The sequence below is a fragment of the Pseudomonas sp. St29 genome, from assembly GCF_001547915.1.
In the GTDB taxonomy this organism is placed as follows: domain Bacteria; phylum Pseudomonadota; class Gammaproteobacteria; order Pseudomonadales; family Pseudomonadaceae; genus Aquipseudomonas.
This window is the reverse complement of sequence record NZ_AP014628.1, coordinates 4,681,774-4,704,509: the sequence shown is the minus strand read 5'-3', so window position 1 is coordinate 4,704,509 and position 22,736 is coordinate 4,681,774. Positions and strand designations below refer to the sequence as shown.

Sequence of the window (22,736 nt, the reverse complement as noted above, 5' to 3'; positions counted from 1 at the left end):
CGCCTTCGTCGGCAAGCCAGTCCTCACAGGGCGCGGCGGGTCAGGTGCGCTGTTGCGCCTGCTCCCGGTATTCCTGCTGGGCGTCGTCCAGCAGCACTTCCTTGAGCGGCACGGCGCCGACGGCCAGGGCCTTTTCGATGCTCAGGTCGTCGCCCTGGGTGGCCAGCAGGGCTTGCAGCCGCTGGAACTCACCGCACCAGATGGTCTCGATGTCCTTGTCGCGCCGGGTATCGCGCTGGGCGCTGAGGGCGACCGCTCGCACCTGCAGGCGGCCGTTGTCGGCGTTGCCCCCGACTTCCACGCCGTACCCCGGCGTGGCGCTCTTGCGCAGCACCACCCGGCCATCCTTGGCCCAGGCGGTGGCCATGCCCTCGCGGACTTCGTAGCCCAGGCCAGCCAGGCCTTCGAGCACCGCCTGACGACGGGCCAGGGCGGCGCGCTGTTGCAGTTCGGCTTCGATCAGCGTGCTGAAGCGGGCAATCAGCTCATCCACTGGCGCCATGTTGGCCAGGCTGCATTGTTCGGCCCGGGACAGTTCTTCCTCGGCGGCAGCGGGGCACACGCTCGCCACTTCGCTGGCCAGTGCCTGGAGGTGCGCCAGGCGCGCGCGGCGCTCCTGGCTGTCGCGGGTGGCCTGGGCCAGTTCCAGCACCAGGCTGTCCAGCAGCAGGTTGCGCCGTGGCTCGCGGGTTTCGGCGTCGATCAGGCGCAAGGTGGCCAGGTAGGGTTCGGCGCTGGCCTGATCATCGAGGGTCAGCAACTGGGCAATGTGCTGCTCGATGCGTTCCAGCCTGGGTTCCTTTTGTTCATGGGCGGCGCGCCATTGGGCCAGGGTCTGGGAGGGACTGTCGCCTTGCAGGCGTTGGGCCAGTTGCCGCTGTGTCTCGCTCAGGCCCTGTTCTTCGGCTGCGGCACCGAGGCTGGCGAAACCCTGGGCCAGGATCGACTCGACCGCCGCCACGGGCTGGCCTTCGGCAATCGCCTGCAACTGTTGCAGCCACTCGGCTGGAAGGGCTTTGCCTTGCAGCGCGCTCAGCAGGGTGGCGGCGTTTTCCCGCTGACGGCGGGCCAGTTGGCGCTGTTGCGCGACCTGCTGCACGGCGCGGTGTTCCCGTTGTTGCAGATCGTCCTTGAGGAAGTCGATTTCGATCGGCACCTGTTTCTGCAGATCCAGCAGGCGATCGGCTTCGATCAACTGGCGCAACTGTTGAAGACGGCCGTGGGTCGCGGCTCGTTCCTCTTCGCTCAGTTGCCCCAGGCGTTGCGCCTGTGCTTCCCAGCGGGCGATCGCCTGCTCCAGGCGCCGCAGGTGGCCGGCGCAGATGTCGAGGATTTCTTCGCGGGTGACGATTCGCACCACTTTCGGGCCGCTCATGGGGTTTGCTCCGTGTCAGCCAGGGTTTGAGGTGGCGTTGGCGCTGTGCTGCCGGCCAACGGTTGCAGGGCCTGCTCGATGGCGGCCTGCAGGCGTGCGCGTTCGCTGTGGGGATCCTGGTACCAGGCCTGGGACGAGACCCGGTGCAGGTGGGGAATGGCCCGGCGCAGCACCGACGGGCGCCAGATCTCCCGGGAGCGGGCGCGGGCCAGCAGCCCGTGGCGCGGGGTGTCGCATTCGATGCCCAGGGCATAGAGCCCGGTATCGGGGTGCTCGATGGCAAAGTCCAGGCCGAAGGCATCCCCTTCGTTGGCGCTGACCGGGCTCCAGCCCAGGGAGCGGATGAACGCCGCCACCGCCTGGGTGAAACCGTCGCTGTGGGCGGTGGGCCGGGCCCGGGCGTCCTGGCGCTCGGTAACCAGGCGCTGCAGCAGGTTGTGGCCGCTGGCGAACTCCCCGGACGACAGGGCGCGGGCGTACTCCAGGTAGCCTTGCAGGTAGTCCCGCGGGCTGGCGGGCGGGCGCTGGGTGGTGAGCATGTCGGAGATATCGGCAATCGGCATCGAGGTGATCATCACCACTTTACGCCGGGCCCGGGTTACCGCCACGTTGAGCCGGCGTTCGCCGCCGGTCTGCCCCAGCACCCCGAAGTTGCGCCGGAAGCTGCCCTGGCTGTTGCGCCCGAAGGTCGAGGAAAACACGATGATGTCGCGCTCGTCGCCCTGGACGTTCTCGACGTTCTTGACGAACACCGACATGTCTTCGCCGTCCTCGCTGCGTTCGCGTTCCTCGCTGTAGGCGGCGCGAAACAGCGGGTCCTGCTCGGCTCGCAGTTCCAGGCGTTCCTCGATCAGGTCGGCCTGCTTGCGGTTGAAGGTCACCACCCCCACCGAAGGCCGTTCGGCGTAGGGCGTCCGCCACAGCTCGGCCAGGTAGTCGACCACCCGTTGCGCTTCGTCAGGGTTGACCTGCTGCTGGTAGACGCCGTCCACGCGGATCAGCTCCAGCGGCTTGATGGCGAGGATATTGGCCTCTGGGTGACGCACCGGAATGCTCAGCCGGTTGCCATAGAACGAAGCGTTGGAAAAACCGATCAGCTCGCGGTAGGCCGAGCGGTAGTGGATCTGCAGGGTGGTGGCGGGCAAGGCGCTGCGGGCCAGTTGCAGCAGGTCCGGGCAGTCCTTGATTTCGCGGCGGTTCCAGGTGTCCTCGAAGGCCTCGCGTTGCTCTTCGTCGGCGTCGGCATCGGGCTGCTCGCCCTCGAACAGTTCGGCCTCGTCGCTTTCCACGCGGCTGGAGAAGAAGGCGGTGGGCGGCATCTGCTTTTCGTCGCCGCTGACCACCGTGACCCGGCCCCGGTACAGGGTCGGCAGGGCGAATTCCACCGGCATCTGCGAGGCTTCGTCGTAGATCACGATATCGAACAGCCCGGGCTTGAGCGGCAGCACCCGGCTGGCCACGTCCGGGTTCATCAGCCACACCGGGCGCAGGCTCATCAGCCCCAGGCCGGCGCCCATTTCCATGAATTCGCGCAAGCGGCGCGAACGCCGTCCGGTGAGGCGGGTCACGTCTTCCCATTGTTTGCGGGTGCCCAGGCGCGAGAGGTCGATGCCTTCGCTGAGCAGTTGGCGGTTGAGGTTGCGCATCTGGGTGTCGGCCTGCCCGAGGCTGGCGATCTTCGCTGCGGTTTCACTGTGCTCCAGCATCAGCTCGGGCTGGCGCTGTTCCATCTGGCGCTTCCAGCCCAGCCGCGCTTCGCGGTTGAGCATGCGCCGGACCACGGCTTCCAGCTGCTCGGCGGGAATGGCGTCGAGGGCGTCCTGGTAATCGCGCAGGATGGCCAGCCATTGCAGGTCGGCCGGTGACAGCTGGCCGGCCCGGGCGCGGAATGCCTGGTAGGCGCTCAGGGTCGGCAAGGCTTCGCGCAGGCGGTTGAGGGGCAACTGATTGCTCTGGTTGAGCTCCACGCGCTGGCGCAATTGGTCCAGCAGCTCGGGTTGCAGCCACTGATTCAGGCGTTGCAGGGCAGTCAGGCTGTCCTGGCGCACGCTGTGACGGATAAAGGCGGCGTCGTAACCGGCCAGCAGGCTGTCCAACGATTGCCGCTGGCCGGTCAGGACCACCGCGTCCAGCTGTTCCACCCGGGGAGCCTGGGCCAGGGCCAGTGCCAGGGCGCGCATCTCTTGCAGTTGCCCGAGGTCCTGGCGCACCTGCGGCAGCAGGCCCGGGCCGCAATCGTCGGCGACTTGCGCGAGGCCCAGTTGTTGATGCAGTTGCTGCAACTGGTTGCGCAAGGGCCGCCACTGGCTTTCCAGCAGGGCCGCCGCCAGCAGTTCCGGCAGGCGCTGCGACTCGGCCGCGGCGCCCTGTTCGGCGAGGAAGGCCAGCAACTGGCGCTGGCGGATCAGGCGCAGCGGGTTGAGGCGCGCCAGCCAGGAGCGGCCCTGGATCACGGCGCGGGCGCGGTGCTGAAGGGTGCGCAACTGGGCCGCGGGCAGGGCGCTGAGGCCTGGCGCCAGATCGGCCTGATGGGCCGCCGCGTCGCATTGCTCCAGTTGCTGAGCCAGGGCCTGCAGGGTCTGGATCAGCCCGTCACCTTGCGCCGCCTGCCCGGGGTGGCCACGGAACAGCGGCAGCCAGCGGGCCAGCCGTTGGCGGCGTTCATCGTCCAGGCCCAGCAGGCTGTGCACGTGCTGTTCGAGCCAGGCGCGGTAGGGCGCCGGGTCGTCCACTTCAAAGTCGGCCGGGTGCGCCTGCAGGGTTTCCAGGCGCTGCTCCTCGCAGCGCCACAGGCGTTCGAAGCCGTCGTTGAAGGCTTGCAGGGTGGCGGCATCGGTGGGAAACGGCTGGAGCTGGGCCAGGGCGCTCTGTTCATAGCGGGCCGGCAGCCACAGGCGGATCAGTGGCGCGCAGGCTTCTTCCAGACGCGTCAGGTCGGCGATGTCCAGGGCCGCCAGGTGCTGGCGCAACACCGGGACGTCCAGTGGCGCAGGCCCCTGTTCCAGGCCGATCAGCTCACCGATCAACTGGCGGTAGCTCAGGCCACAGTGTTCATCGACGCGGTGCAGGCTCTGGTGGAAACGATCCAGCTCGCCCTCCAGGGCCTCGATGCGCGCCGCCAGGCGTTCGCGCAGGTGCAGCCAGGGCTGCGGGGCGGCATCGTCCTTGAACAGGGCTTCGAGCTGTTCGCGGACACTGCGGATCACCGGTTCGCGGTCACGGTTGATGTCGTTGAGCATCACCACCCGGTTGCCCAGGCCCTCGGCCACCAGGCGCTTGTGCACCACTTCCAGGGCCGCGTGCTTCTGGCAGACGATCAGCAGGCTGCGCTGGCGACCGATGGCGTCGGCCACCATGTTGACGATGGTCTGGCTCTTGCCGGTGCCGGGAGGCCCCTCCACCAGCAGCCCGGGGGCCTGGCGCGCCTGGAGCACCGCGGCTTCCTGGGACGGGTCGCTGGCCACGGTAAAGAAGCGTTGCAGCTCCGGTGCGGGCGCAACCGCCGCGCTGTCGCCGCTGTCCTGCTCCGTCGGGTTCAGGCGCAGGGCGGTTTCCAGCCCGGTGCCGCCGGGCGGCAGGGCCTTGAGCTGGCGCAGGTCTTCGCCAATGGCCTGGCCCATGAAGGCGACATGGAACAGCACGGCGGCGTACGCCAGTTGATCCTGGTAGGGCGGCACTTCGGTACTGGCCGGCGGCAGGTTGCCCAGGACCCGGGAGCCCGGCGTGGCCAGCATGCCGAAGGCGTCCATGACATCGGCGGCCTTGAGCGCCGAGCGTCCCAGCAACTCGTCGGCGGCCTTGCGCCAGCGCTTGGCGGCCTCGATGCCCAGCAGGGTGTCGAGGCCCGGGTTGAGGCGCACCTCTTCACGCTCGCTGTCGAAGACCAGGGCCACCTTGCCGCGGCTGCCGACTTCCAGCAGCAGCTTGACCGGCCACAGCAGCAACGGCGCGATGCGGGTGCGGGTGGTGCCTCGCGGGTCCCGGGTCAGGAGGAAGGGGAAGCCCAGGTACAGGCCGTCGATCCCGGTGTCGCGCTGGTACAGCGAACTCTGGCGGTACAGGCTGTTGAGCCGTGCATCCAGCAGTGGATGCTCGGCAAAACACGCCGGGTCGAGGTGGATGGGCTGGGCGTTGCGTGCCACCAGGTGATCCAGCAGCGCCGGGGCCGGGCTGCGTTCGGAGTGCAATTCGTTGAGGTCGACCCGGGCGGTGGTCTTGCCGATGCTCATGCGCACCAGCGGGCCGCGCAGCACGCCGCTGGCGACCTTCTTCTCGAAGAAGTCGAGGATCTGCGCAACGTAATGCTGCTTTTGCGGCTCCAGCCACTGTTCGGCAGCGATGGCCAGCAGCACCAGGGCCCTGGCCAGGGGCATGCGCCGTTCCAGGCGGAACTGCTCGGCCCACTCATCGACGCTCGGCACGCCGCAGCGGGCGAAGCCGCTGATGCGTTCGTCGATCTCCCGATACAGGGTCGGGCGCGGCAACCCCAGGAGAGTCCGCGCGCTGTCGGTGTCGAAACTCAGGACCACGGCTTCGCGGGCCAGGATGGCGGCTTCTTCGAGGATCGCGTCCACCGAGCGGAACTGACCGATGGCGGCGCTCAGCAGCACGATCAGGTCTTCTTCGCTGATGGTGCGCCGGTCGGCCAGGGACAGGATGCCGTGGTGCTCGCTGTCCGGCAGCAGGCGTTGGCGTTCCTCCCATTGCGCGGCCAGACGGGCGCGGGAGCTGGAGAGCAGGTAGATGCGCAACTGCTCCTCGTCCAGTTCGATGGCCTGGTGCTGGGCGCGCTGGCGCACCTGCTCGGCCCGTAGCTTGAGCCGCAGCAGCCAGTGGTCGCTCTCCAGGCGTTCCAGCAGGTCCGGGGCCGGGCCGCTGATCAACCGGTAGCCGTCCAGGGGATGTTCCAGCAGCCAGCCCGGGGTGACGATCTCGCCGCGCAGGATCAGCGGCATTTCCGGGTTCAGCAGCTTCAGTGCCAGCATCAGCCGGGTGTCGTCTTCCAGCTCCGGGTGCTGGGCCACCTGGCGCAGGCCGGCCAGGTGCCGGGCGGACACCCCGGCCTGTTCGGCCCAGGTGACGATCACCCCGCGCAACAGGTGATCCAGGGCCTGGGGCCAGTGCTCGACCTCGGCGGCGGCCAGGGCGAACGGCCCCGGGCGGCGGAAGCGCCGGTTGCCCAGGGCAATGCTGGCGCCTTCGTCGGCGTCCTCTTCACGGGTGACCGAGTCCGGGACACTGGGGCTTTCGCCCTGCAGCCAGGCCTGCACCTGGGGCCATTGCCAGCGTTGGTGGCGATCCCGCGCCAGCAGGCCGCGCAGCAGCAGCTCCAGGCGCGGGTCGAGGTCGTCCGGCAGCAGCACGCCATTGGCCAGTACGTGGATCAGGTAGGCGTTGGCGTTGATCCCGGCGAAGCACTCGCCCTGGGTCAGCTGTTCCAGCAGGATCATCCCCAGGCTCCACCAGTCGGACGCCGCGGCCACGCCGCCGGCGATGGCTTCGGGGGCCATGTAGCGGCTGGTTTCCAGGGGCGAGACGATGTCCAGGTCGAACTCGGACAGCCGCGCCGAGCCGAAGCCGCTGATCACCAGGTCCAGGGGCTCGCGGCTGCGCACCAGCAAGGTGGCCGGGCGCAGGTCGCGGTGGCGCAGGCCGGCTTCACTGAACGCGTGCAGGGCCTGGCCCAGTTCTCTGACGATGTGTTGGACCGCCGCCCGATCGCTGACCACGATCCCCAGCTCGGCCAGGGTGCCGCCGGTGAGCTCCTCGGCCACTTCGAAGGCGCGTTCGTCCCAGCGGCCGGTGAGGATGATCTCCGGCACGTGTTCCCGGGGCAGGCGCCTGAGGGCTTCGTACACCGAAGGGTCGGGTTCGGCGCCGGCCTGGTAGAGGGTCAGCACCGCCTGATGGGCGGTTTCACGGTGCTCGGCGATAAAGCGTTCGCGCACGCCACCGCTGCCGATCTGCCGCAGCAGGCGCCAGCCTTCGATCACGGTTTCACTGTCGGCGGCGGCTGGGGGCGCGGTGGCTGGCTGTTGCTCCGCGGCGAGCGGGTCGGCGCCGCAGACCAGGCACATCAGGTCGCCATCCGCCATGGCGTGGCCGTTGCTGCAGACCAGGGTTGAGCTGCTGTGCGCTGCGACCTCGGGCTGGGGTTCCAGTGCTTCGGCGGTGATCACCGGCTGCGGGCGCCAGCCCTCGGGGTGAATCGCTTCGGCGGACAGTTCCCAGCCGCAGGCCCGGTGGTCCACCTGGCCTTCGCAGAAGATTTCGGCCAGGGAACGTTCAGTCTGGCAATTGGGGCAAAAACGTATCATCGGTGGCGGTTCCGGTTAACGGCGGCGTGAGGTGTGGGCGCTGATCTGCAGTTGGTGGCCCTGGGCGTGCAGCAGGTCGCGCAGACGCAGCACGTCGTCACGCCGGGGAATGCCAGCCATCCAGACACTGCCGTCGTCGTCGAACATCACATCCAGCGCGCGGTCGCCTTGGTGCAACGGGCGCTGGTAGCTGGACAGACGCTGGCGGCCCAGCTCGGTCAAGAGGATCAGGCGCTGGTTGTCGCTGCCCCGTAGGACCAGCGTTTGCGCCTGTTGTTGCTCGAAGGGGTCGCAGATCAGTGCATCCAGCAGGCCTTCGGCTTGTTCGAGCAGCGGTTGCAGGTGCTCCAGGGAATGGCCGCTGTAGACCAGGATGTCCACCGCGGTGCGTTCGCGCAGGGCGCGCAGCAGGGCCAGCAGCGCCTCGGGCTGGTCGAAGGGCTCGCCGCCGGACAGGGTGATGCCTTCGGCCCGGGCCAGCCAGGGTTGCAGGTCCTCTAGCACCTGGTGCAACGGCAGTGGTTGCTTGCCCGGGCCCCAGGTATCCGCGGAAATGCAGCCCTGGCAACGAATGCTGCACCCCTGGAACCACAGGCCCAGGCGCTGCCCCGGCCCCAGGGTGGTGACCGGGAAGTGCACCCGCGACAGGCTGATGTTCACGAGGCGCGGGCAAGCAGTTGCAGGCTGCCGGCCTGCAACTGGCGGACTTCGAAGGATTGGCCGGGCTGCGCGTCCTGGTCGAACAGGGCCCGGGCCAGGGGATTGAGCAGGTGCGCTTCCAGCTGGTTGCGAATGCCCCGGCCACCGTTGGACAAATCCTGCAGGCACAGCTGGCGCAGGGTGCCCAGAGAGGCGTCATCGAGCTGCACATGCAGGGCCTGGGCCGCCAGGTCGGCGAGGATGTTGCCGACCATCTGCTGGAATATCTGCTCGGCGATGTCCGGGCGGATGAAGTCGAAGACGATGATGTTCTCGCCGATCCGGTTGAGGATTTCCGGACGGTTGAGCACCAGCTTGAAGTGGCGCTCGATCTCGCCCTGGACCTTGCTCTGCACGGCCTCGAAGGCTTCGCCGGGCTGCACGTTGGCGACGCGTTCGCCGTGGTCGCCCTGGCGGTAGATGCCCAGGTTGGAGGTGAAGACGATCAGCGCCTCGGAAAAGTACACCCGATCGCCGCGGCCGGAGGTGAGTACACCGTCGTCGAGGATCTGCAGGAACTTGTCGAGGATCCGTGGGTGAGCCTTCTCGATCTCGTCGAACAGCACCACGCTGAAGGGCTTTTCGCGGATCGCGTTGGTCAGCTCGCCGCCAACGTCGTAGCCGACATAGCCGGGCGGGGCACCGACCAGGCGCTGGTCGGCGTGTTCGGCACAAAACTCCGACATATCGAAGCGGATGTAGGCGCTTTCATCGCCAAACAGCAGGCTGGTGATGGTCTTGGCCAGTTCGGTCTTGCCGACCCCGGTGGGCCCGGCGAGAAAGGCCACGCCCCGGGGGCGATTGCCCTTGCGGCTGGCGCCGACCCCGGTCATGGCGCGTTTGACGATATCCAGCATGTGGGTCACCGCGTGGCCCTGGCCCTTGACCCGCTGGCGGATGAAATCGTCGGCCTGGCGGATGCGCTGGCGGTCGATCTTCAACCAGGGGTCTTCGGTGACCCCGACCTTATAGCGGCGCACCGCGTCGCCGATGCGCTCCATGGCCAGGCCTTCGACCCGGGCCAGTTGCACGATCGCATTGAGGTCGAGCAGCAGCAGGCCTTCGGTGTTTTCGACGAAGGCCCGCACCGCCTGGTCGCGGCTTGCGTCGCTGGCTTCCTGGGCCCCGGGCAGGCCGCGCAACAGTGCCGGTGCCAGTGCCTGGCGGGCTTGCTGGTCGGGTTTGGACACGGGAATGGGGCGCAGGCGCGGGTTGTCGATCAGCAGCCAGTCGGGCAGGTCGCCTTCCTTCTCCACCACCCAGAGGATGCTGTTGAAGAACGGCGTGCGCTGTTCCCCGGCCGGTCGGCTGCGGGCCTGATGGGACAGCACCAGGGCCTGGGTGAACAGCTGGTGCTCGGCGGCGCTCAGGGCGTCGTTGCGGACCACCAGGCGGGAGGCGAAATCGACAATCAGGGCCAGGGGCGCGCCTTGGCGTTCCACCAGGCGCGGCAAGGTCGCCGACAGCAGGTCGAGGCCCGCTGGCGCCGCGCCTTCCACCGGGGTCAGGCCCAGTTCGCGCAGCAGGTTGTCGGCCTGGGTCGGCTCGCTGCCCGGGGGCAGCAGCACCCGCAGCCCGCCGAGGGGATCCCAGCTCAGGACCTGGGCATAACCTGCCGCCAGCAGTTCGTCGCGCAGATTGAGATTGAAGGGTTGGGGGGTGATCACCCCGGGGGCGACTTCGCTGGCTTGCAGGTCGCGGACGTTGCCAGACAGTACGAACTGGCTTTTCAGCGGAAGAAAGCGCAGCAGATCACGCAGCCAGCGTGGCTTTTCGAAAGAGGCAGTCCTTGGCATGGAAGTGAAGCTCGTCGTAGGAAGCAGGACGCGACATTAGCATAGGGAAGTTTTTCCTTACGATGCTCCACAGGTTTTCTTACCTGCCAGCGCTGAGTGGGCATCTGCCTTGCGAGGGAAGAGGCCTGTGAGATCGCCTTCGCCGGCAAGCCGGCTCCTACGGGTATGAAGGCGATGTCGCTGTAGGAGCTGGCTTGCCAGCGAAAAAGCCCGTGAGATCGCCTTCGCCGGCAAGCCGGCTCCTACGGGTATGAAGGCGATGTCGCTGTAGGAGCTGGCTTGCCAGCGAAGAGGCCCGAGAGTCAGCCTTGGCCGGCAAGCCGGTTCCTACGAGGGAAGCCAGCTATGGGGTGTCGGTGGCGGCGTCGGGCGCCAGCAGGCGGGCGCCCGGGCCGGCTTCACCCAGCACGTCCCCTTGGTTGCGCAACGGGCAACCCTCCATGGACAGGCAGCCGCAACCAATGCACTGGTTCAGCCGCTCGCGCAGCAGGCTCAGTTGGCGGATGCGTTCGTCCAGTTCGCGGCTCCACTGTTCCGACAGGCGCTGCCAGTCCGCGGCGCTGGGGGCGCGGTCGGCGGGCAGGGTCGCCAGGGCCTGGCCGATTTCCGCCAGGGGAATGCCCAGGCGCTGGGCCACCTTGATCAGGGACACGCGACGCAGCACCGAACGCGGATAGCGCCGCTGGTTGCCGGCGTTGCGGTTGCTCTTGATCAGGCCTTTGCTTTCGTAGAAGTGCAGCGCGGTCACGGCCACGCCGCTGCGGGCCGCGAGCTGGCCCACTGTCAGTTCTTTGTGCAGGGCTTCAGGTTCGATCATGGAGGGGTACCGGAATGAAAAACGTGCTTGACCTTGACTTAACTAGAGGTTTTACCCTGCGGCGCATTCCATCGCAAGATTCTGTCCGACCGCCTTAGGGAGCCGTTCATGGCCGCATTTGAGAGAAACCGCAGCTTCACCCAGTTGATCGAGTTCGAGATCGAGCCGCACCAGCAGCAGGCCTTGGTATCGGCCCTGTCCGCGCAGACCGAGCGCCTGGCCCAGGGGTATGGCGGCTTTCTCAGCGCCAGCGTGCAGGTCAGCGATGACGGGCGGCGAGTGCTCAACTACCTGCAGTGGCAGTCGCGGGAGGCGGGCGAGGCGGCCTTCCGGAGTTTCGAGAGCGGCGAGCAGGATTTCTGGCAGTTGATCCTGGCCCATCAGGCCAGGACCGTGACCTTCGGCTCGTTCCAGGTGCTGAGCAGCATTGCCCGCAGTCAGGACAATGCCTTGCATTGCAAGCTGTCGGGCTAGATCGACAGTTGCAGGGTGCGCTCGTTGGGCGCGGCGGCCGGGCGGCGTTTGTTGACCGCCAGTTCGCCGATCTTGATCAGCCGGGTGCGGGTGACGTTGCGGCTCAGGCCCAGCAGATTGGCGGTGTGGACCTGGTTGTAGTGGCTGAAGCGATAGGCCGCGCGCAGCAGGGCGTCCTCGACTTTTTCGTGCAGGGCGCCGGCCTGTTCCTCGAAGAGTTTGTGGAAGGCCCGCTCCAGCAGGGCTTCGGTGGAGTCGTCGTGACTTGGCTGGTTGTCGTCGGCGCGTTCGATGCGCATGTGGGACAGGCGCAGGTCGCCCTGTTCGATCACGCCGTTGCGGCAGATCAGCAGGGTGTGGTGGATGACGTTTTCCAGTTCGCGGATGTTGCCCGGCCAGCTGTAGCTCTTGAGTTTGTGTTCGGCCTCCTTGCTGATGCTGATGTTGCCGTAGCCCAGGCGCTGGCTGTAGGCCTCGATGAAGTGTCGGGTCAGGGGCAGGATGTCGCCGGGACGTTCGCGCAGCGGGCTCAGTTCCAGGCTGACCACGTCCAGGCGGTAATACAGGTCCTCGCGGAAATGCCCGGCATTGATGGCCTTTTCCAGCTGGACGTTGGTGGCCGCCAGGACCCGCACGTCGATGGGGATGCTTTTGCGCGAGCCCAGGCGTACCACTTCCCGTTCCTGCAGCACCCGCAGCAGCTTGACCTGGATGGCCATGGGCAAATCGCCGATCTCGTCGAGGAACAGGGTGCCGCCGTCGGCCTCCTCGAACCAGCCGGCCTTGGCGCTGAGGGCGCCGGTGAAGGCGCCTTTTTCATGGCCGAACAGTTCCGCTTCCACCAGGGATTCGGAGAAGGCGCCGCAGTTCACCGCGACGAACGGCCGGTTGCGCCGGGCGCTGAGGTTGTGGATATGCCGTGCCACCAGCTCTTTGCCGGTCCCGGTTTCACCGATGATCAGTACGCTGGCTTCGCTCGGTGCCACCTGTTGCAGGTGTGCCAGCAGGGCCTGGGATTTCGGGTCCTCGAACACCTGGGCGGTGGCGCGGATCGAGGTCGCCAGGGCGGGCGAGGGGGGTAGGGTCAGCAGCTGCATCGGCACTCTCCGGAAATCGGCAACTAGGAGTAGAAGGTCGGGGTCGGCAGGGACTGGTTCAGTGCCCAGTCGCCCAGTTCGTGGAGCTTGTAGTCCAGCGGGTCATGCAGGGTCTGGGTGCGCAGGTTGCGCCAGTGGCGGTCCAGGCGCAGGGAGGCGTGGGTCGAGCGCGCACCGGTGACTTCGAACAGCCGGCTGCACAGGTCCAGGCCCTGGCGGCTGGCGGCGACCTTGGCGGTGGCGATCGCCGTGGCCAGGTGCCCGCGCTCTTCGGCGCTGAGGTTCGGGCCTTTGGCCCAGGCCTGGTCCAGCAGGGCGGCGGCCCGTTCCACCAGCAGGCGGATGCCTTCCAGGGCGACCCAGAACTCGCCGTAGTGGCTGAGGATGTAGGGGTCCTGGCGCACGTCCTGGGCGCTGGACTTATGCCAGACCCGGGTTTCGCTCAGGGTGTATTGCCGGGCTTCCTCGAAGGCGCCTTCGGCGATGCCGAGGAACATGTGGGTGAAGGTCAGTTGGGCGATCAGCGGGCGCAGGCAGGCGAAGGGGGTGCTCAAGGGACCCGGGTCCAGCAGCAGCTCCGATTCCTCGACCCGCACCCGTTCGAAGGTGGCGCTGCCACTGTCGGTCTGGCGCTGGCCCATGTTGTTCCAGTCGTTGTGCAGGGTGATGCCGCTGCGACCGCTGGGGATGGCGGCGATCAGCAACTTGCCGCCGTTGCTTTCATCCACTGCCGAGGCGATGAGCATTTCCGAGTCGCTGGCCCCGGAGCAGAAGCTTTTCTTCCCGGAGAACTCGCGCCAGCCGCCCAGGTTCTTGACCAGGGTGCGGGTGTCCAGAGGGTTGAGGGCGTTGCCCCAGAACCAGTTCTTGCGGGCGGTCTGCTCGAACCAGGGCTGCCACTGCTCGGGTTTGGCGAACAGGCGCACGGTGGCCAGCATCAGGTGATGGAAGCCGAAGACGTGGGCGATGGAACTGTCGACCTTGGCGAATTCGCGAACGATGCTCAGGGTCTCGCTCCAGGGCGCGCCCAGGCCGCCGAACTGGCGGGGAATGCTCAGGGCCAACAGGCCGCTCAGGCGCAGGGCGTCGCGTTCGGCCTTCGGGGTGCCGCCGCGCTCGTCGCGTTCGACGGCGGTCAGGGCAAACTCGGCGGCCAGTTGGCGGGCGGTCTGCAAGGGGGACAACAGGGCGCTTTGCGGTTTGGCAGTCACGCGGTGTTCCTCGTGGGTGGCCGTTTGCGGCGGCCCGGGAAAAGGGGGGGCACCTGTCTTAGGTGCTGGCTTGCCAGCGAAGAGCCGCGCAAATCGCCTTCGCCGGCAAGCCGGCTCCTACAGTCACAGGGGGTCAGGAGCGGTTGGGCAGCACGTCGTTGGCGATCATTTCGCCAAACGGTCCGGTGAGGTTGGTCACGCCGCGTCCGGCCAGGCTGGCATAGGGTTCGGGCAACAGCGGGAACACCAGTTCGGCGAAGCGATAGGCCTCTTCCAGGTGCGGGTAGCCGGAGAAGATGAAGCTCTCGATCCCCAGGTCGGCGTATTCCTTGATCCGTTCGGCCACTTGTTGCGGGTTGCCCACCAGGGCGGTGCCGGCACCGCCACGCACCAGGCCGACCCCGGCCCAGAGGTTGGGGGCGATCTGCAGTTGATCGCGGCGACCGCCGTGCAGCGCGGCCATGCGCCGCTGGCCTTCGGAGTCGAAGCGCGCGAAGGATTGCTGGGCGGCGGCGATGGTTTCGTCGCTGATGTGTTCGATCAGCTTGTCCGCGGCTTGCCAGGCTTCGGCCTCGGTCTCGCGCACGATCACGTGCAGGCGGATGCCGAACTTCACCGTGCGGCCCTTGCGTGCCGCGCGTTCACGCACGTCGGCGAGCTTTTGCGCCACGGCTGCCGGCGGCTCGCCCCAGGTCAGGTAGACGTCCACCTGATCGGCGGCCAGTTCGTGGGCGGCTTCGGAGGAGCCGCCGAAGTACAGCGGCGGGTAGGGCTTCTGCACCGGGGGGTAGAGCGCCTTGGCGTTCTGTACGTGCAGGTGCTTGCCTTCGAAGTCCACGGCTTCGCCCTGCAGCACCCGGCGCCAGATCTGCAGGAATTCGTCGGTGACTTCGTAGCGTTCGCTGTGGCTGAGGAAGCTGCCGTCGCCACGGTTCTCGTCCGGGTCGCCGCCGGTCACCACATTGATCAGCAGGCGGCCGTTGGACAGCCGGTCCAGGGTGGCGGCCATGCGCGCCGAGACGGTGGGGGAAATGATCCCCGGACGGATTGCCACCAGGTAGCGCAGGCGTTCGGTCAGGGGCACCAGGGCCGAGGCGATGACCCAGGAGTCCTCGCAGGAGCGCCCGGTGGGAATCAGCACGCCCTGGTAGCCCAGGCTGTCGGCGGCCTGGGCCACTTGCTTGAGGTAGTTGAGGGTGACCGGGCGCGCGCCCTGGGCGGTGCCGAGGAAGTGGCCATCGCCGTGGGTCGGAAGAAACCAGAACACATCCATGACAGTTCCTTAAGCGATTTTCAGCAGGTTGTTCGGTTGCGCGCCAAACAGTGGCGCAGCGCGTTCGGCAGCCAGCTGGATGCGGGCTTTGAGCAGGTCGCTGGTGATCTGGTAGTGGCTGAAGTCGGCTTCGGTGGCGTAGACGCCGATGGGCAGGGTCAGGGCCTGGAAGAAGCTGAACAGCGGACGCAGTTGGTGATCCAGGACCAGGGCGTGGCGTTCGCTGCCGCCGGTGGCGGCCAGCAGCACCGGGGTGTTGATCAGGGCGTTGAGGTCGATCAGGTCGAACAGGTGCTTGAGCAGCCCCGGATAGGAGCCGCGGTACACCGGGGCGGCAACGATCAGCAGGTCGGCGTTCTCGATGGCTTGCAGCTCGGCTTCGACCTCGGCCGGCAGTTCCTGGCGCGACAGGGCGCCGCCCAGGGGACGGGCGATGTCGCCCAGTTCAATCAGGTGGCTGTTGATGGGCAGGTGGTTGGACAGCTCGCTCAACAGGGCCTGGGTCAGTACCAGGGTCCGGGACGGGCGCCAGGTTCCACCGGAGAGGGCAACGACGTTCAGGGGACGGGACATGATCGGTTCCTTTTTAAACAGTGGCTCAACGAGCAATGACTGGTGTACCTGCACGGGAGCAAGAGCTGTACCAACCGGCCGAAGCCCGGTAATCCGGGGGCTTGGCCGGGTGTGCCGGCGCTGGCTGTTGTTGTTCGGACACTGTTTTGTTGATCGGCTGTTGCCTGGCCAACAGTTGCTCCGGCAACAGTTGGGCAACGGGATGTCGCTGTTATAAAGGCTTGTTGTTATTCCTCAAAAGATCTTGTTTCCATATTTATAGGTCTTTATGGAATATGAGAGGGCTGTCCGAGCCCTCGGAAAAGTCGATAGCGACTATCGAGCGGGATGATTTTTGCCACTGACGGTGCGCGAGTAGCCTGTGTTCATTGTTCGCAACCCGCTTCAGGTGCTCGTCATGAAGGCTTACTCCGTTGTTCTGCTGCTGTTGATTTCCAGCGTGCTGGCCGGCTGTGCCAGCACGGGCGCACCGGAATTGCGTCCCTACACGGCCGAGGAAAGCCGCGAGCTGGCGCTGGAAGCCCTGAACCGGCGTGGTCTGTCGTTCGATGAGTACCAGCAGGAAAAAGCCCGGCTGCTGGCGCGTCCTGCGGCGTTCGACCGTCAGGGCGAGATGAGCGCCCAGCGCAATATCAGTCGTCACCAACCGGCCAGTTGATGAAAACTGTACGGGTCAAAGTTTTCAGCAACTGTCCGTGAGTTCCGGGCCGGTGCTGGGTTAGGGTCGAGGCCTGATCGACCTTGCCCAGGACCTTGCCCCCATGAGCCTTTCCCCTGACCTGCTGTTGGCGTTCGCGCTGTTTGCCCTGGTCACGTCCATCACCCCCGGCCCCAACAACACCATGTTGCTGGCCTCGGGCCTGAACTTCGGTTTCAACCGCTCCATCCCGCATATCCTCGGCATCAGCTGTGGTTTCTTCGTGCTGGTGCTGGCGGTCGGCCTGGGCCTGGGGGCGGTGTTCGAAGCCTATCCGGTGCTGTACCGCGTGCTGCGTTATGTCGGCGCGGCCTACCTGCTGTACCTGGCGTGGAACATCGCTCGTTCCGGGCCCATGAACGACGACCAGCGGGGCCAGGGGCAGCCTTTGGGCTACTGGGGCGCGGCGGCTTTTCAGTGGGTCAATCCCAAGGCCTGGGTCATGGCGGTGGGCGCCATCAGCACTTACACGCCGTTGCAGGGCTATTTCACCAATGTGCTGGTGATTGCGGCGGTCTTCGCCCTGATCAATGCGCCGACGGTGAGTCTCTGGGCGGCGTGCGGCAGCCTGTTGCGCAATGTGTTGCGCAATCCGCGCTGGCTGCGCCTGTTCAATCTGGCCATGGCCGGCCTGCTGGTGATTTCCCTGGCGCCGCTGGTGCTGGAAAACATCAGTTGAGCGGTGCTTCAACGCTTTGCCCCGAGCCTGTTAAGCTGCGCGCCAGGAGCGTTCCTACGCACTTTTAGACGAAGTTGTGCTTCTTTAACTGCATCCGATCGGCCATTGCTCAGTGCCTGCCGTCGACGCGTCGTCCCGGTACGGCGCGTTCCTGCGTTTTGCTCTTTGGGCCAATGCCGATCCTGGAACCAGCTCTGCGGGTCTTTCTGTCATGAACAAACGTCCTCTTTATTTCGACTATGCCGCTACCACGCCGGTGGATGAGCGGGTCATTCAAGTGATGCTGGAGTGCCTGGGGTTCAACGCCAACTTTGGCAACCCGGCCTCCAGTTCCCATGCTTTTGGCCAGGCGGCGCGACGCTGTGTCGAGCAGGCCCGGCAGCAAGTGGCGCAGTTGGTGGGCGCGCAGCCAGAGCAGATCGTCTGGACGTCCGGCGCCACCGAATCCAACAACCTGGCGCTCAAGGGCGTGATGCAGGCCCGGGGGCTGGAGGGCGGGCACATCATCACCAGCCAGATCGAGCACAAGGCCGTGCTGGACACCGCTCGACAGTTGCAGGAAAGCGGTGTGGCGGTGACCTACCTGCTGCCCGATGCACAGGGGTTGATCAGCGCCCAGGCGGTGAGCGAGGCCTTGAGGGATGACACCGTTCTGGTGTCGCTGATGCTGGTCAACAACGAATTGGGCACCCTCAACGACATTCCGGCGATTGGCCAGGTGGTGCGTGAGCATGGCGCCCTGTTGCATGTGGATGCGGCTCAGGGCGTGGGCAAGGTGGCCATAGATCTTGAGCGCTGGCCGGTGGATCTGATGTCGTTTTCGGCGCACAAGGTGTACGGCCCCAAGGGCATCGGCGCGCTGTATGTCGGACCGCGGGCGCAGCGCCGCTTGCAGGCGCAGATCCATGGTGGCGGGCATGAGGGCGGCTTGCGTTCCGGCACCCTGGCCACTCACCAGATCGCCGCCATGGGCGCAGCCTTTGCGCTGGCCGGTGAGTTGTTCGACGAGGAAACCGCCACCATCGTCCGCTTGCGCCAACGCTTGCTGGAGCAACTGGCGGGGGTGGCCGGCCTGCGCTTGAATGGCAGTGCCACCCAGCGCATTCCCCATACCCTGAGCCTGACGTTCAGCGAGGGTGGCTTTGACGCCGCCGCGTTGAGTGTGTCCCTGGCGTTTTCCGCGACCTCGGCCTGCAACTCGGCCAGCAATGCCCCGTCCCATGTGCTGCTGGCCCTGGGGCATGACCCGTTGCAGGCCGGCCGCACCATTCGCCTGAGTCTGGGACGCTTCACCCGCGAAGAGGACGTGGATCGCGCTGCACAATTGATCAAGGCGTCATGCGCCGCTGCTCCGGCATTCTGGGCCGGAGCCCAGTCTTGAGGGGCGAGCGATCTCGACCTTCCATAACAATGATTAAGCCGGTTAAGGAGTCACAATGAGTACCCAGCCAACGCCCCATGGAGTGGTCCCCCAGCGCCTGGCGCATGTGCGTCAGTTGATGAGCCGCGAGGGCATTCATGCCTTGCTGGTGCCTTCGGCCGATCCGCATCTGTCGGAGTACCTGCCGGGTTACTGGCAGGGGCGCCAGTGGCTGTCGGGCTTCCACGGCTCGGTGGGCACTCTGATCGTGACGGCGGAGTTCGCCGGGCTCTGGGCCGACAGCCGCTACTGGGAACAGGCGAGCAAGGAACTCAAGGGCAGCGGCATCGATCTGGTGAAGTTGCAGCCGGGTCAGCCCGGGCCCCTGGACTGGCTGGCGGAACAGACCCCGTCCGGCGCGGTGGTGGCGGTGGACGGCGCGGTCATGGCGCTGGCTTCGGCCCGTACCCTGGGCAGCAGGTTGCAGGAACGCGGGGCCAGCCTGCGCACCGATATCGATCTGCTGCAGCAGGTGTGGAGCGATCGCCCTGGCCTGCCGGATCAACCGGTCTACCCGCACTTGCCGCCCCAGGCCACGCAGAGCCGGGTGGAGAAGCTGGCCAAGCTGCGCGAAACCCTGAGCGAACGTGGCGCGCAGTGGCATTTCATTGCCACCCTCGATGACATCGCCTGGCTGTTCAACCTGCGGGGGGCGGATGTTTCGTTCAACCCGGTGTTTGTCTCTTTCGCCCTGATCAGCCAGCAGCAGGCCACTTTGTTCGTGGCCCTGAACAAGATCGATGAGCCGTTGCGCAGGGTGCTGGAAGCCGACGGCGTCAGCCTGCGGGATTACACGGAGGTGGCGGCGGCCTTGGCCGATGTGCCGGAAGGCGCGACGTTGCAGATCGACCCGGCGCGGGTGACCACCGGATTGCTGAACAACTTGCGTTCGGGGGTGAAGCTGGTGGAGGGGCTCAATCCCACCACCCTGGCCAAGTCGCGCAAGAGCCCGGCGGATGCCGAGCATATTCGTCGGGCCATGGAGCAGGACGGCGCGGCGCTGTGCGAGTTCTTTGCCTGGCTGGAGAGTGCCCTGGGGCGCGAGCGCGTCACCGAACTGACCATTGATGAACACCTGACTGCCGCCCGTGAACGGCGTCCGGGCTATGTGTCCTTGAGCTTCAATACCATCGCGGCCTTCAATGCCAACGGGGCGATGCCTCACTACCACGCCACCCCCGAAGAGCATGCGGTGATCGAGGGCGATGGCCTGCTGCTGATCGACTCTGGCGGTCAGTACCTGGGAGGCACCACCGACATTACCCGGATGGTGCCGATCGGCACCCCGAGCGCCGAGCAGAAGCGCGATTGCACCCGGGTGCTCAAGGGTGTGATCGCCTTGTCTCGGGCGCAGTTCCCGCGGGGCATTCTTTCGCCGTTGCTCGATGCCATCGCCCGGGCGCCGATCTGGGCCGAAGGCGTGGATTACGGACACGGCACCGGGCATGGCGTGGGCTACTTCCTCAATGTGCATGAAGGGCCGCAGGTGATCGCCTATCAGGCCGCGCCGGCACCGCAAACGGCGATGCAGCCGGGGATGATCACGTCCATCGAGCCGGGGACCTATCGTCCCGGGCGTTGGGGGGTACGAATCGAGAACCTGGTGTTGAACCGCGAGGTCGGTAGCAGCGAGTTTGGTGAGTTCCTCGGTTTTGAAACCCTGACCCTGTGCCCGATCGACAGCCGTTGTCTGGAACCCGGGTTGCTCACCCAGGAGGAGCGGGACTGGTTCAACGGCTATCACGCGCAGGTGCGCCAGCGTCTCGCTCCGCTGCTGGAAGGCGCCGCGCTGGAGTGGCTGAACCTTCGCACCGCGGCGATCTGAAGCGCTGCACAAAGGCTTGGGTCATGCAATGTGGCCAAGGCCGCAGGCCCTGTCCGTGGCGACTGGCTGGCGCCACGGAGCAGGGGGGTTAGTCTGCGCTCAAGGCTTCCCGGACAAAATCCAGACGGTCCTGGCCGAAGAACAACTGGTCCCCCACGAACATGCTGGGGGCCCCGAACACACCCCGTTGCAATGCCTGGTCGGTGTTGTCCTTGAGCCGGGCCTTGACCTGTTCGTCATGGCTCAGGTCGAGGATCTGCTGTGGGTCGAAACCGCCTTGCTCCAGGACCTGGGTGACGGTGGCTGCGTCGTTCAGGTTGCGTTTGTCGACCCAGAGGGCGCGGAACAGGCAGTCGATGAATTCGACGAAGCGCTCCGGCATGTGCCACTGCACCCCGGTCGCGGCGCGCATCAGTAGCAGGGTGTTGATGGGAAAGTGCGGGTTGAAGTTGAGTTCAACCTGATAGCGTCGGGCAAAACGCGCCAGGTCCTGGAGCATGTAGCGGCCCTTGGCGGGAACGCTGATGGGGGAGGCGTTGCCGGTGCTCTTGAAGACCCCGCCCAGCAGCATGGGGTGGTACTCCAGTTGACTGCCGGTCTGGGCGCAGATGTTCGGCAATTGGGTATAGGCCAGGTAGCTGGTCGGGCTGCCCAGGTCGAAGAAGAACTCCACTTTTTGGCTCATGTCGTGAACGCTCTGATTGTTGTGGGGGGCAGTGGCTTACCAGCGCTCGTTCCAGGGGCGCAGGTCCAGTTCGAAAGTCCAGGCATCCCTGGGCTGGCTGTGCAGGTACCAGTAGTTCTCGGCGATGTGTTCGGGGTTGAGGATGCCGTCCTGGTCCTTGAGGGCGTACTTCTCGGGAAAGCTGGTACGTATGAAATCGGTGTCGATGGCGCCGTCGACGATGATATGGCCGACATGGATGTTCAGCGGCCCCAGTTCCCGGGCCATGCTCTGGGCCAGGGCGCGGATACCGTGCTTGGCACCGGCGAAGGCGGCGAAACCGGCGGCGCCGCGCACCCCGGCGGTGGCGCCGGTGAACAGGATGGTGCCGCGTTGGCGGGGCACCATGCGCTTGGCCACTTCGCGGGCATTGAGGAAGCCGGAGAAACAGGCCATCTCCCAGATCTTGAAGTACTTGCGGGCGGTTTCCTCAAGGATGCTGCAGGGCACGTTGGCGCCGATGTTGAAGACGAATGCCTCGATGGGTCCGATCTGGGTTTCGATCTGTTCGATCAGTGCTACCACGTCCTCTTCTTTGCGCGCGTCGCAGGCAAAGCCATGGGCCTGGCCACCGGTTTGCCGGATGGCATCCACCAGCGGTTGCAGTTTGTCTGCGCTGCGTCGGGTGACGCAGGCGGTGAAACCTTGCGCGGCAAAACGCTTGGCTATGGCACCGCCGGTAGCATCGCCGGCGCCGACCACCAGTACCACTTTGTTGTTGTTCAAGGCTGTAGTCATGGGAGGTTCGCTCTTTGGTAAACGATCGTTAACTAAACGGACGTTATGCTATGATCCTGCGGTCGTCAAGCCGGCAGGGGAGAGCTTCAGCCATGCGTTATTCAGCCAGTCACAAGCAGGAAACCCGCGAACGCCTGTTGCAGAGCAGTGCGATCCAGGCCAAGAACGAGGGGTTTTCTACCGTCGGCGTGGATGCCCTGATGAAGGCCATTGGTCTTAGTGGCGGGGCTTTTTACACTCACTTCGGGTCCAAGGATGAGCTGTTCGGTTCCATCGTCGAGCGCGAGTTGAGCCGGAGCCTGGAGCGTCTGGGAGGGGAAGGCCGGCAGAATCGGGATAAATTGCGCCGTTGCCTGAAGCAATACCTGAGCGTGGCGCATCTGCAGCAGCCAGGAGCCGGGTGTGCATTGCCGGCGTTGGGCGCGGAGATTGCCCGGGGCAGTGTGCCAGTGCGGCAGGAGGCGCAAGACTGGATCTGTCGTCTGCATCGGGCGTGGGCGCAGACCTTGGGCAGTGAGAGCCTGGCCTGGTCGATTCTGTCGCAGTGTGTTGGCGCGCTGGTGGTTGCACGAATGCTGGTGAGCCCGGATATCCAGCAGCAGGTGCTGGCGTCGAGCCATGAGCAGATCATTGGGCAGCTGGAGCGGCTGCCCGAAGAGTGAACGCTACTGCTACTTGCAGATGACGATCATGCTGCGACTGGTATAACCGGCTGGGTTCAGGCCGAAAGGGTAGTCTCCCGGGTCTTCCACGGTGTCACCGGACTTGGCGATCACCTTGTAGCCTTTGGGGCCGCAGGACTGGGTCGCCTTGGCGTAGCACTTGTCCCAGGAAGAAGACAGACCGGAGCAGTTGATGTGGAGCCCTTTCTTGCCTCGTTTGACTTCGGTTTTCGCGGTCGCAGCGCAGCCTGCAATGGCAAGTACGGCCAACAGTATCAAAAATCGTTTCATCCCCGTCCTTATCGCTAGCCTCGGATCTGACGTCCGAGTGTGACTGCATTACCTATGGTTTTTGCGTT

The 22,736-nt window shown here is 66.0% G+C and carries 18 protein-coding genes; 6 read left to right on the top strand and 12 right to left on the bottom strand.

Translation table 11 applies throughout. From position 1 onward, the window contains the following. Window positions 1-40: 40 nt before the first annotated feature. The 5 genes from PST29_RS20685 to soxR all read right to left on the bottom strand — a co-directional run bounded on the left by PST29_RS20685 (window position 41) and on the right by soxR (window position 11,004). A complete protein-coding gene (locus PST29_RS20685) occupies window positions 41-1,375 on the bottom strand; it encodes a hypothetical protein (RefSeq protein ID WP_060844237.1) in 1,335 nt (444 codons plus the stop codon). Further along, the gene (locus PST29_RS20680) at window positions 1,372-7,692 is read right to left on the bottom strand and encodes an AAA domain-containing protein (protein WP_060844236.1); all 6,321 of its coding nucleotides are present in this window, start codon (window positions 7,690-7,692) and stop codon (window positions 1,372-1,374) included. The genes PST29_RS20685 and PST29_RS20680 overlap by 4 nt, the downstream gene beginning before the upstream one ends. A gap of 15 nt (window positions 7,693-7,707) precedes the next feature. Then, entirely contained in the window at window positions 7,708-8,352 is a 645-nt protein-coding gene (locus PST29_RS20675; protein WP_060844235.1) for a 4Fe-4S cluster-binding domain-containing protein, read from the bottom strand. After that, complete coding sequence (locus PST29_RS20670; RefSeq protein WP_060844234.1) at window positions 8,349-10,187, bottom strand: AAA family ATPase; 1,839 nt, start codon at window positions 10,185-10,187, stop codon at window positions 8,349-8,351. Before PST29_RS20670 ends, PST29_RS20675 begins: the two co-directional genes overlap by 4 nt. Window positions 10,188-10,530: 343 nt before the next feature. Continuing rightward, the gene (gene soxR, locus PST29_RS20665; RefSeq protein WP_060840336.1) at window positions 10,531-11,004 is read right to left on the bottom strand and encodes a redox-sensitive transcriptional activator SoxR; all 474 of its coding nucleotides are present in this window, start codon (window positions 11,002-11,004) and stop codon (window positions 10,531-10,533) included. Between the two features lie 108 nt (window positions 11,005-11,112). Between soxR and PST29_RS20660 the strand changes: the two genes are divergently transcribed. Continuing rightward, window positions 11,113-11,478: an antibiotic biosynthesis monooxygenase gene (locus PST29_RS20660; RefSeq protein ID WP_060840335.1), complete on the top strand. Its 366-nt coding sequence runs from the start codon at window positions 11,113-11,115 to the stop codon at window positions 11,476-11,478. Here the strand turns inward: PST29_RS20660 and PST29_RS20655 are convergent. The 4 genes from PST29_RS20655 to msuE all read right to left on the bottom strand — a co-directional run bounded on the left by PST29_RS20655 (window position 11,475) and on the right by msuE (window position 15,632). Beyond that, window positions 11,475-12,575, bottom strand: a complete 1,101-nt coding sequence (locus tag PST29_RS20655) for a sigma-54 interaction domain-containing protein (RefSeq protein WP_060840334.1) — start codon at window positions 12,573-12,575, stop codon at window positions 11,475-11,477. The two genes, PST29_RS20660 and PST29_RS20655, sit on opposite strands and share 4 nt — an antisense overlap. A gap of 23 nt (window positions 12,576-12,598) precedes the next feature. After that, entirely contained in the window at window positions 12,599-13,786 is a 1,188-nt protein-coding gene (locus PST29_RS20650) for an acyl-CoA dehydrogenase family protein (RefSeq protein ID WP_060840333.1), read from the bottom strand. Window positions 13,787-13,919: 133 nt separating this feature from the next. Continuing rightward, on the bottom strand, window positions 13,920-15,059 hold the full coding sequence (gene ssuD / locus PST29_RS20645) for an FMNH2-dependent alkanesulfonate monooxygenase (RefSeq protein ID WP_060844233.1): 1,140 nt from the start codon (window positions 15,057-15,059) through the stop codon (window positions 13,920-13,922). 9 nt (window positions 15,060-15,068) lie between these two features. Next, window positions 15,069-15,632 carry an FMN reductase gene (gene msuE, locus PST29_RS20640; RefSeq protein WP_060840331.1) on the bottom strand — a complete coding sequence of 188 codons (564 nt, stop codon included), beginning with the start codon at window positions 15,630-15,632 and terminating at the stop codon, window positions 15,069-15,071. 397 nt (window positions 15,633-16,029) lie between these two features. On the opposite strand from msuE, the gene PST29_RS20635 reads away from it, so the two are divergent. The 4 genes from PST29_RS20635 to PST29_RS20620 all read left to right on the top strand — a co-directional run bounded on the left by PST29_RS20635 (window position 16,030) and on the right by PST29_RS20620 (window position 20,253). Beyond that, complete coding sequence (locus PST29_RS20635; protein ID WP_060840330.1) at window positions 16,030-16,290, top strand: hypothetical protein; 261 nt, start codon at window positions 16,030-16,032, stop codon at window positions 16,288-16,290. Window positions 16,291-16,393: 103 nt separating this feature from the next. Beyond that, complete coding sequence (locus PST29_RS20630; RefSeq protein ID WP_060840329.1) at window positions 16,394-17,008, top strand: LysE family translocator; 615 nt, start codon at window positions 16,394-16,396, stop codon at window positions 17,006-17,008. A gap of 211 nt (window positions 17,009-17,219) precedes the next feature. Further along, a complete protein-coding gene (locus tag PST29_RS20625; RefSeq protein WP_060844232.1) occupies window positions 17,220-18,389 on the top strand; it encodes a cysteine desulfurase family protein in 1,170 nt (389 codons plus the stop codon). A gap of 55 nt (window positions 18,390-18,444) precedes the next feature. Beyond that, entirely contained in the window at window positions 18,445-20,253 is a 1,809-nt protein-coding gene (locus PST29_RS20620) for an aminopeptidase P family protein (protein WP_060840327.1), read from the top strand. Between the two features lie 88 nt (window positions 20,254-20,341). On the opposite strand, the gene PST29_RS20615 is transcribed toward PST29_RS20620, so the two are convergent. Both PST29_RS20615 and PST29_RS20610 read right to left on the bottom strand, forming a co-directional pair. Beyond that, the gene (locus tag PST29_RS20615; protein WP_060840326.1) at window positions 20,342-20,938 is read right to left on the bottom strand and encodes a 2-hydroxychromene-2-carboxylate isomerase; all 597 of its coding nucleotides are present in this window, start codon (window positions 20,936-20,938) and stop codon (window positions 20,342-20,344) included. Window positions 20,939-20,974: 36 nt separating this feature from the next. Then, window positions 20,975-21,715 (bottom strand): SDR family oxidoreductase, encoded by a 741-nt coding sequence (locus PST29_RS20610; RefSeq protein ID WP_060840325.1) that lies wholly within the window; start codon window positions 21,713-21,715, stop codon window positions 20,975-20,977. A 92-nt stretch (window positions 21,716-21,807) separates the two neighbouring features. Here PST29_RS20610 and PST29_RS20605 point away from each other — a divergent pair, with 92 nt between their 5' ends. Next, on the top strand, window positions 21,808-22,377 hold the full coding sequence (locus tag PST29_RS20605) for a TetR/AcrR family transcriptional regulator (protein ID WP_060844231.1): 570 nt from the start codon (window positions 21,808-21,810) through the stop codon (window positions 22,375-22,377). A gap of 9 nt (window positions 22,378-22,386) precedes the next feature. Here PST29_RS20605 and PST29_RS20600 read toward each other — a convergent pair whose 3' ends face one another. After that, entirely contained in the window at window positions 22,387-22,668 is a 282-nt protein-coding gene (locus tag PST29_RS20600; protein ID WP_060840323.1) for a hypothetical protein, read from the bottom strand. Window positions 22,669-22,736: the final 68 nt, after the last annotated feature.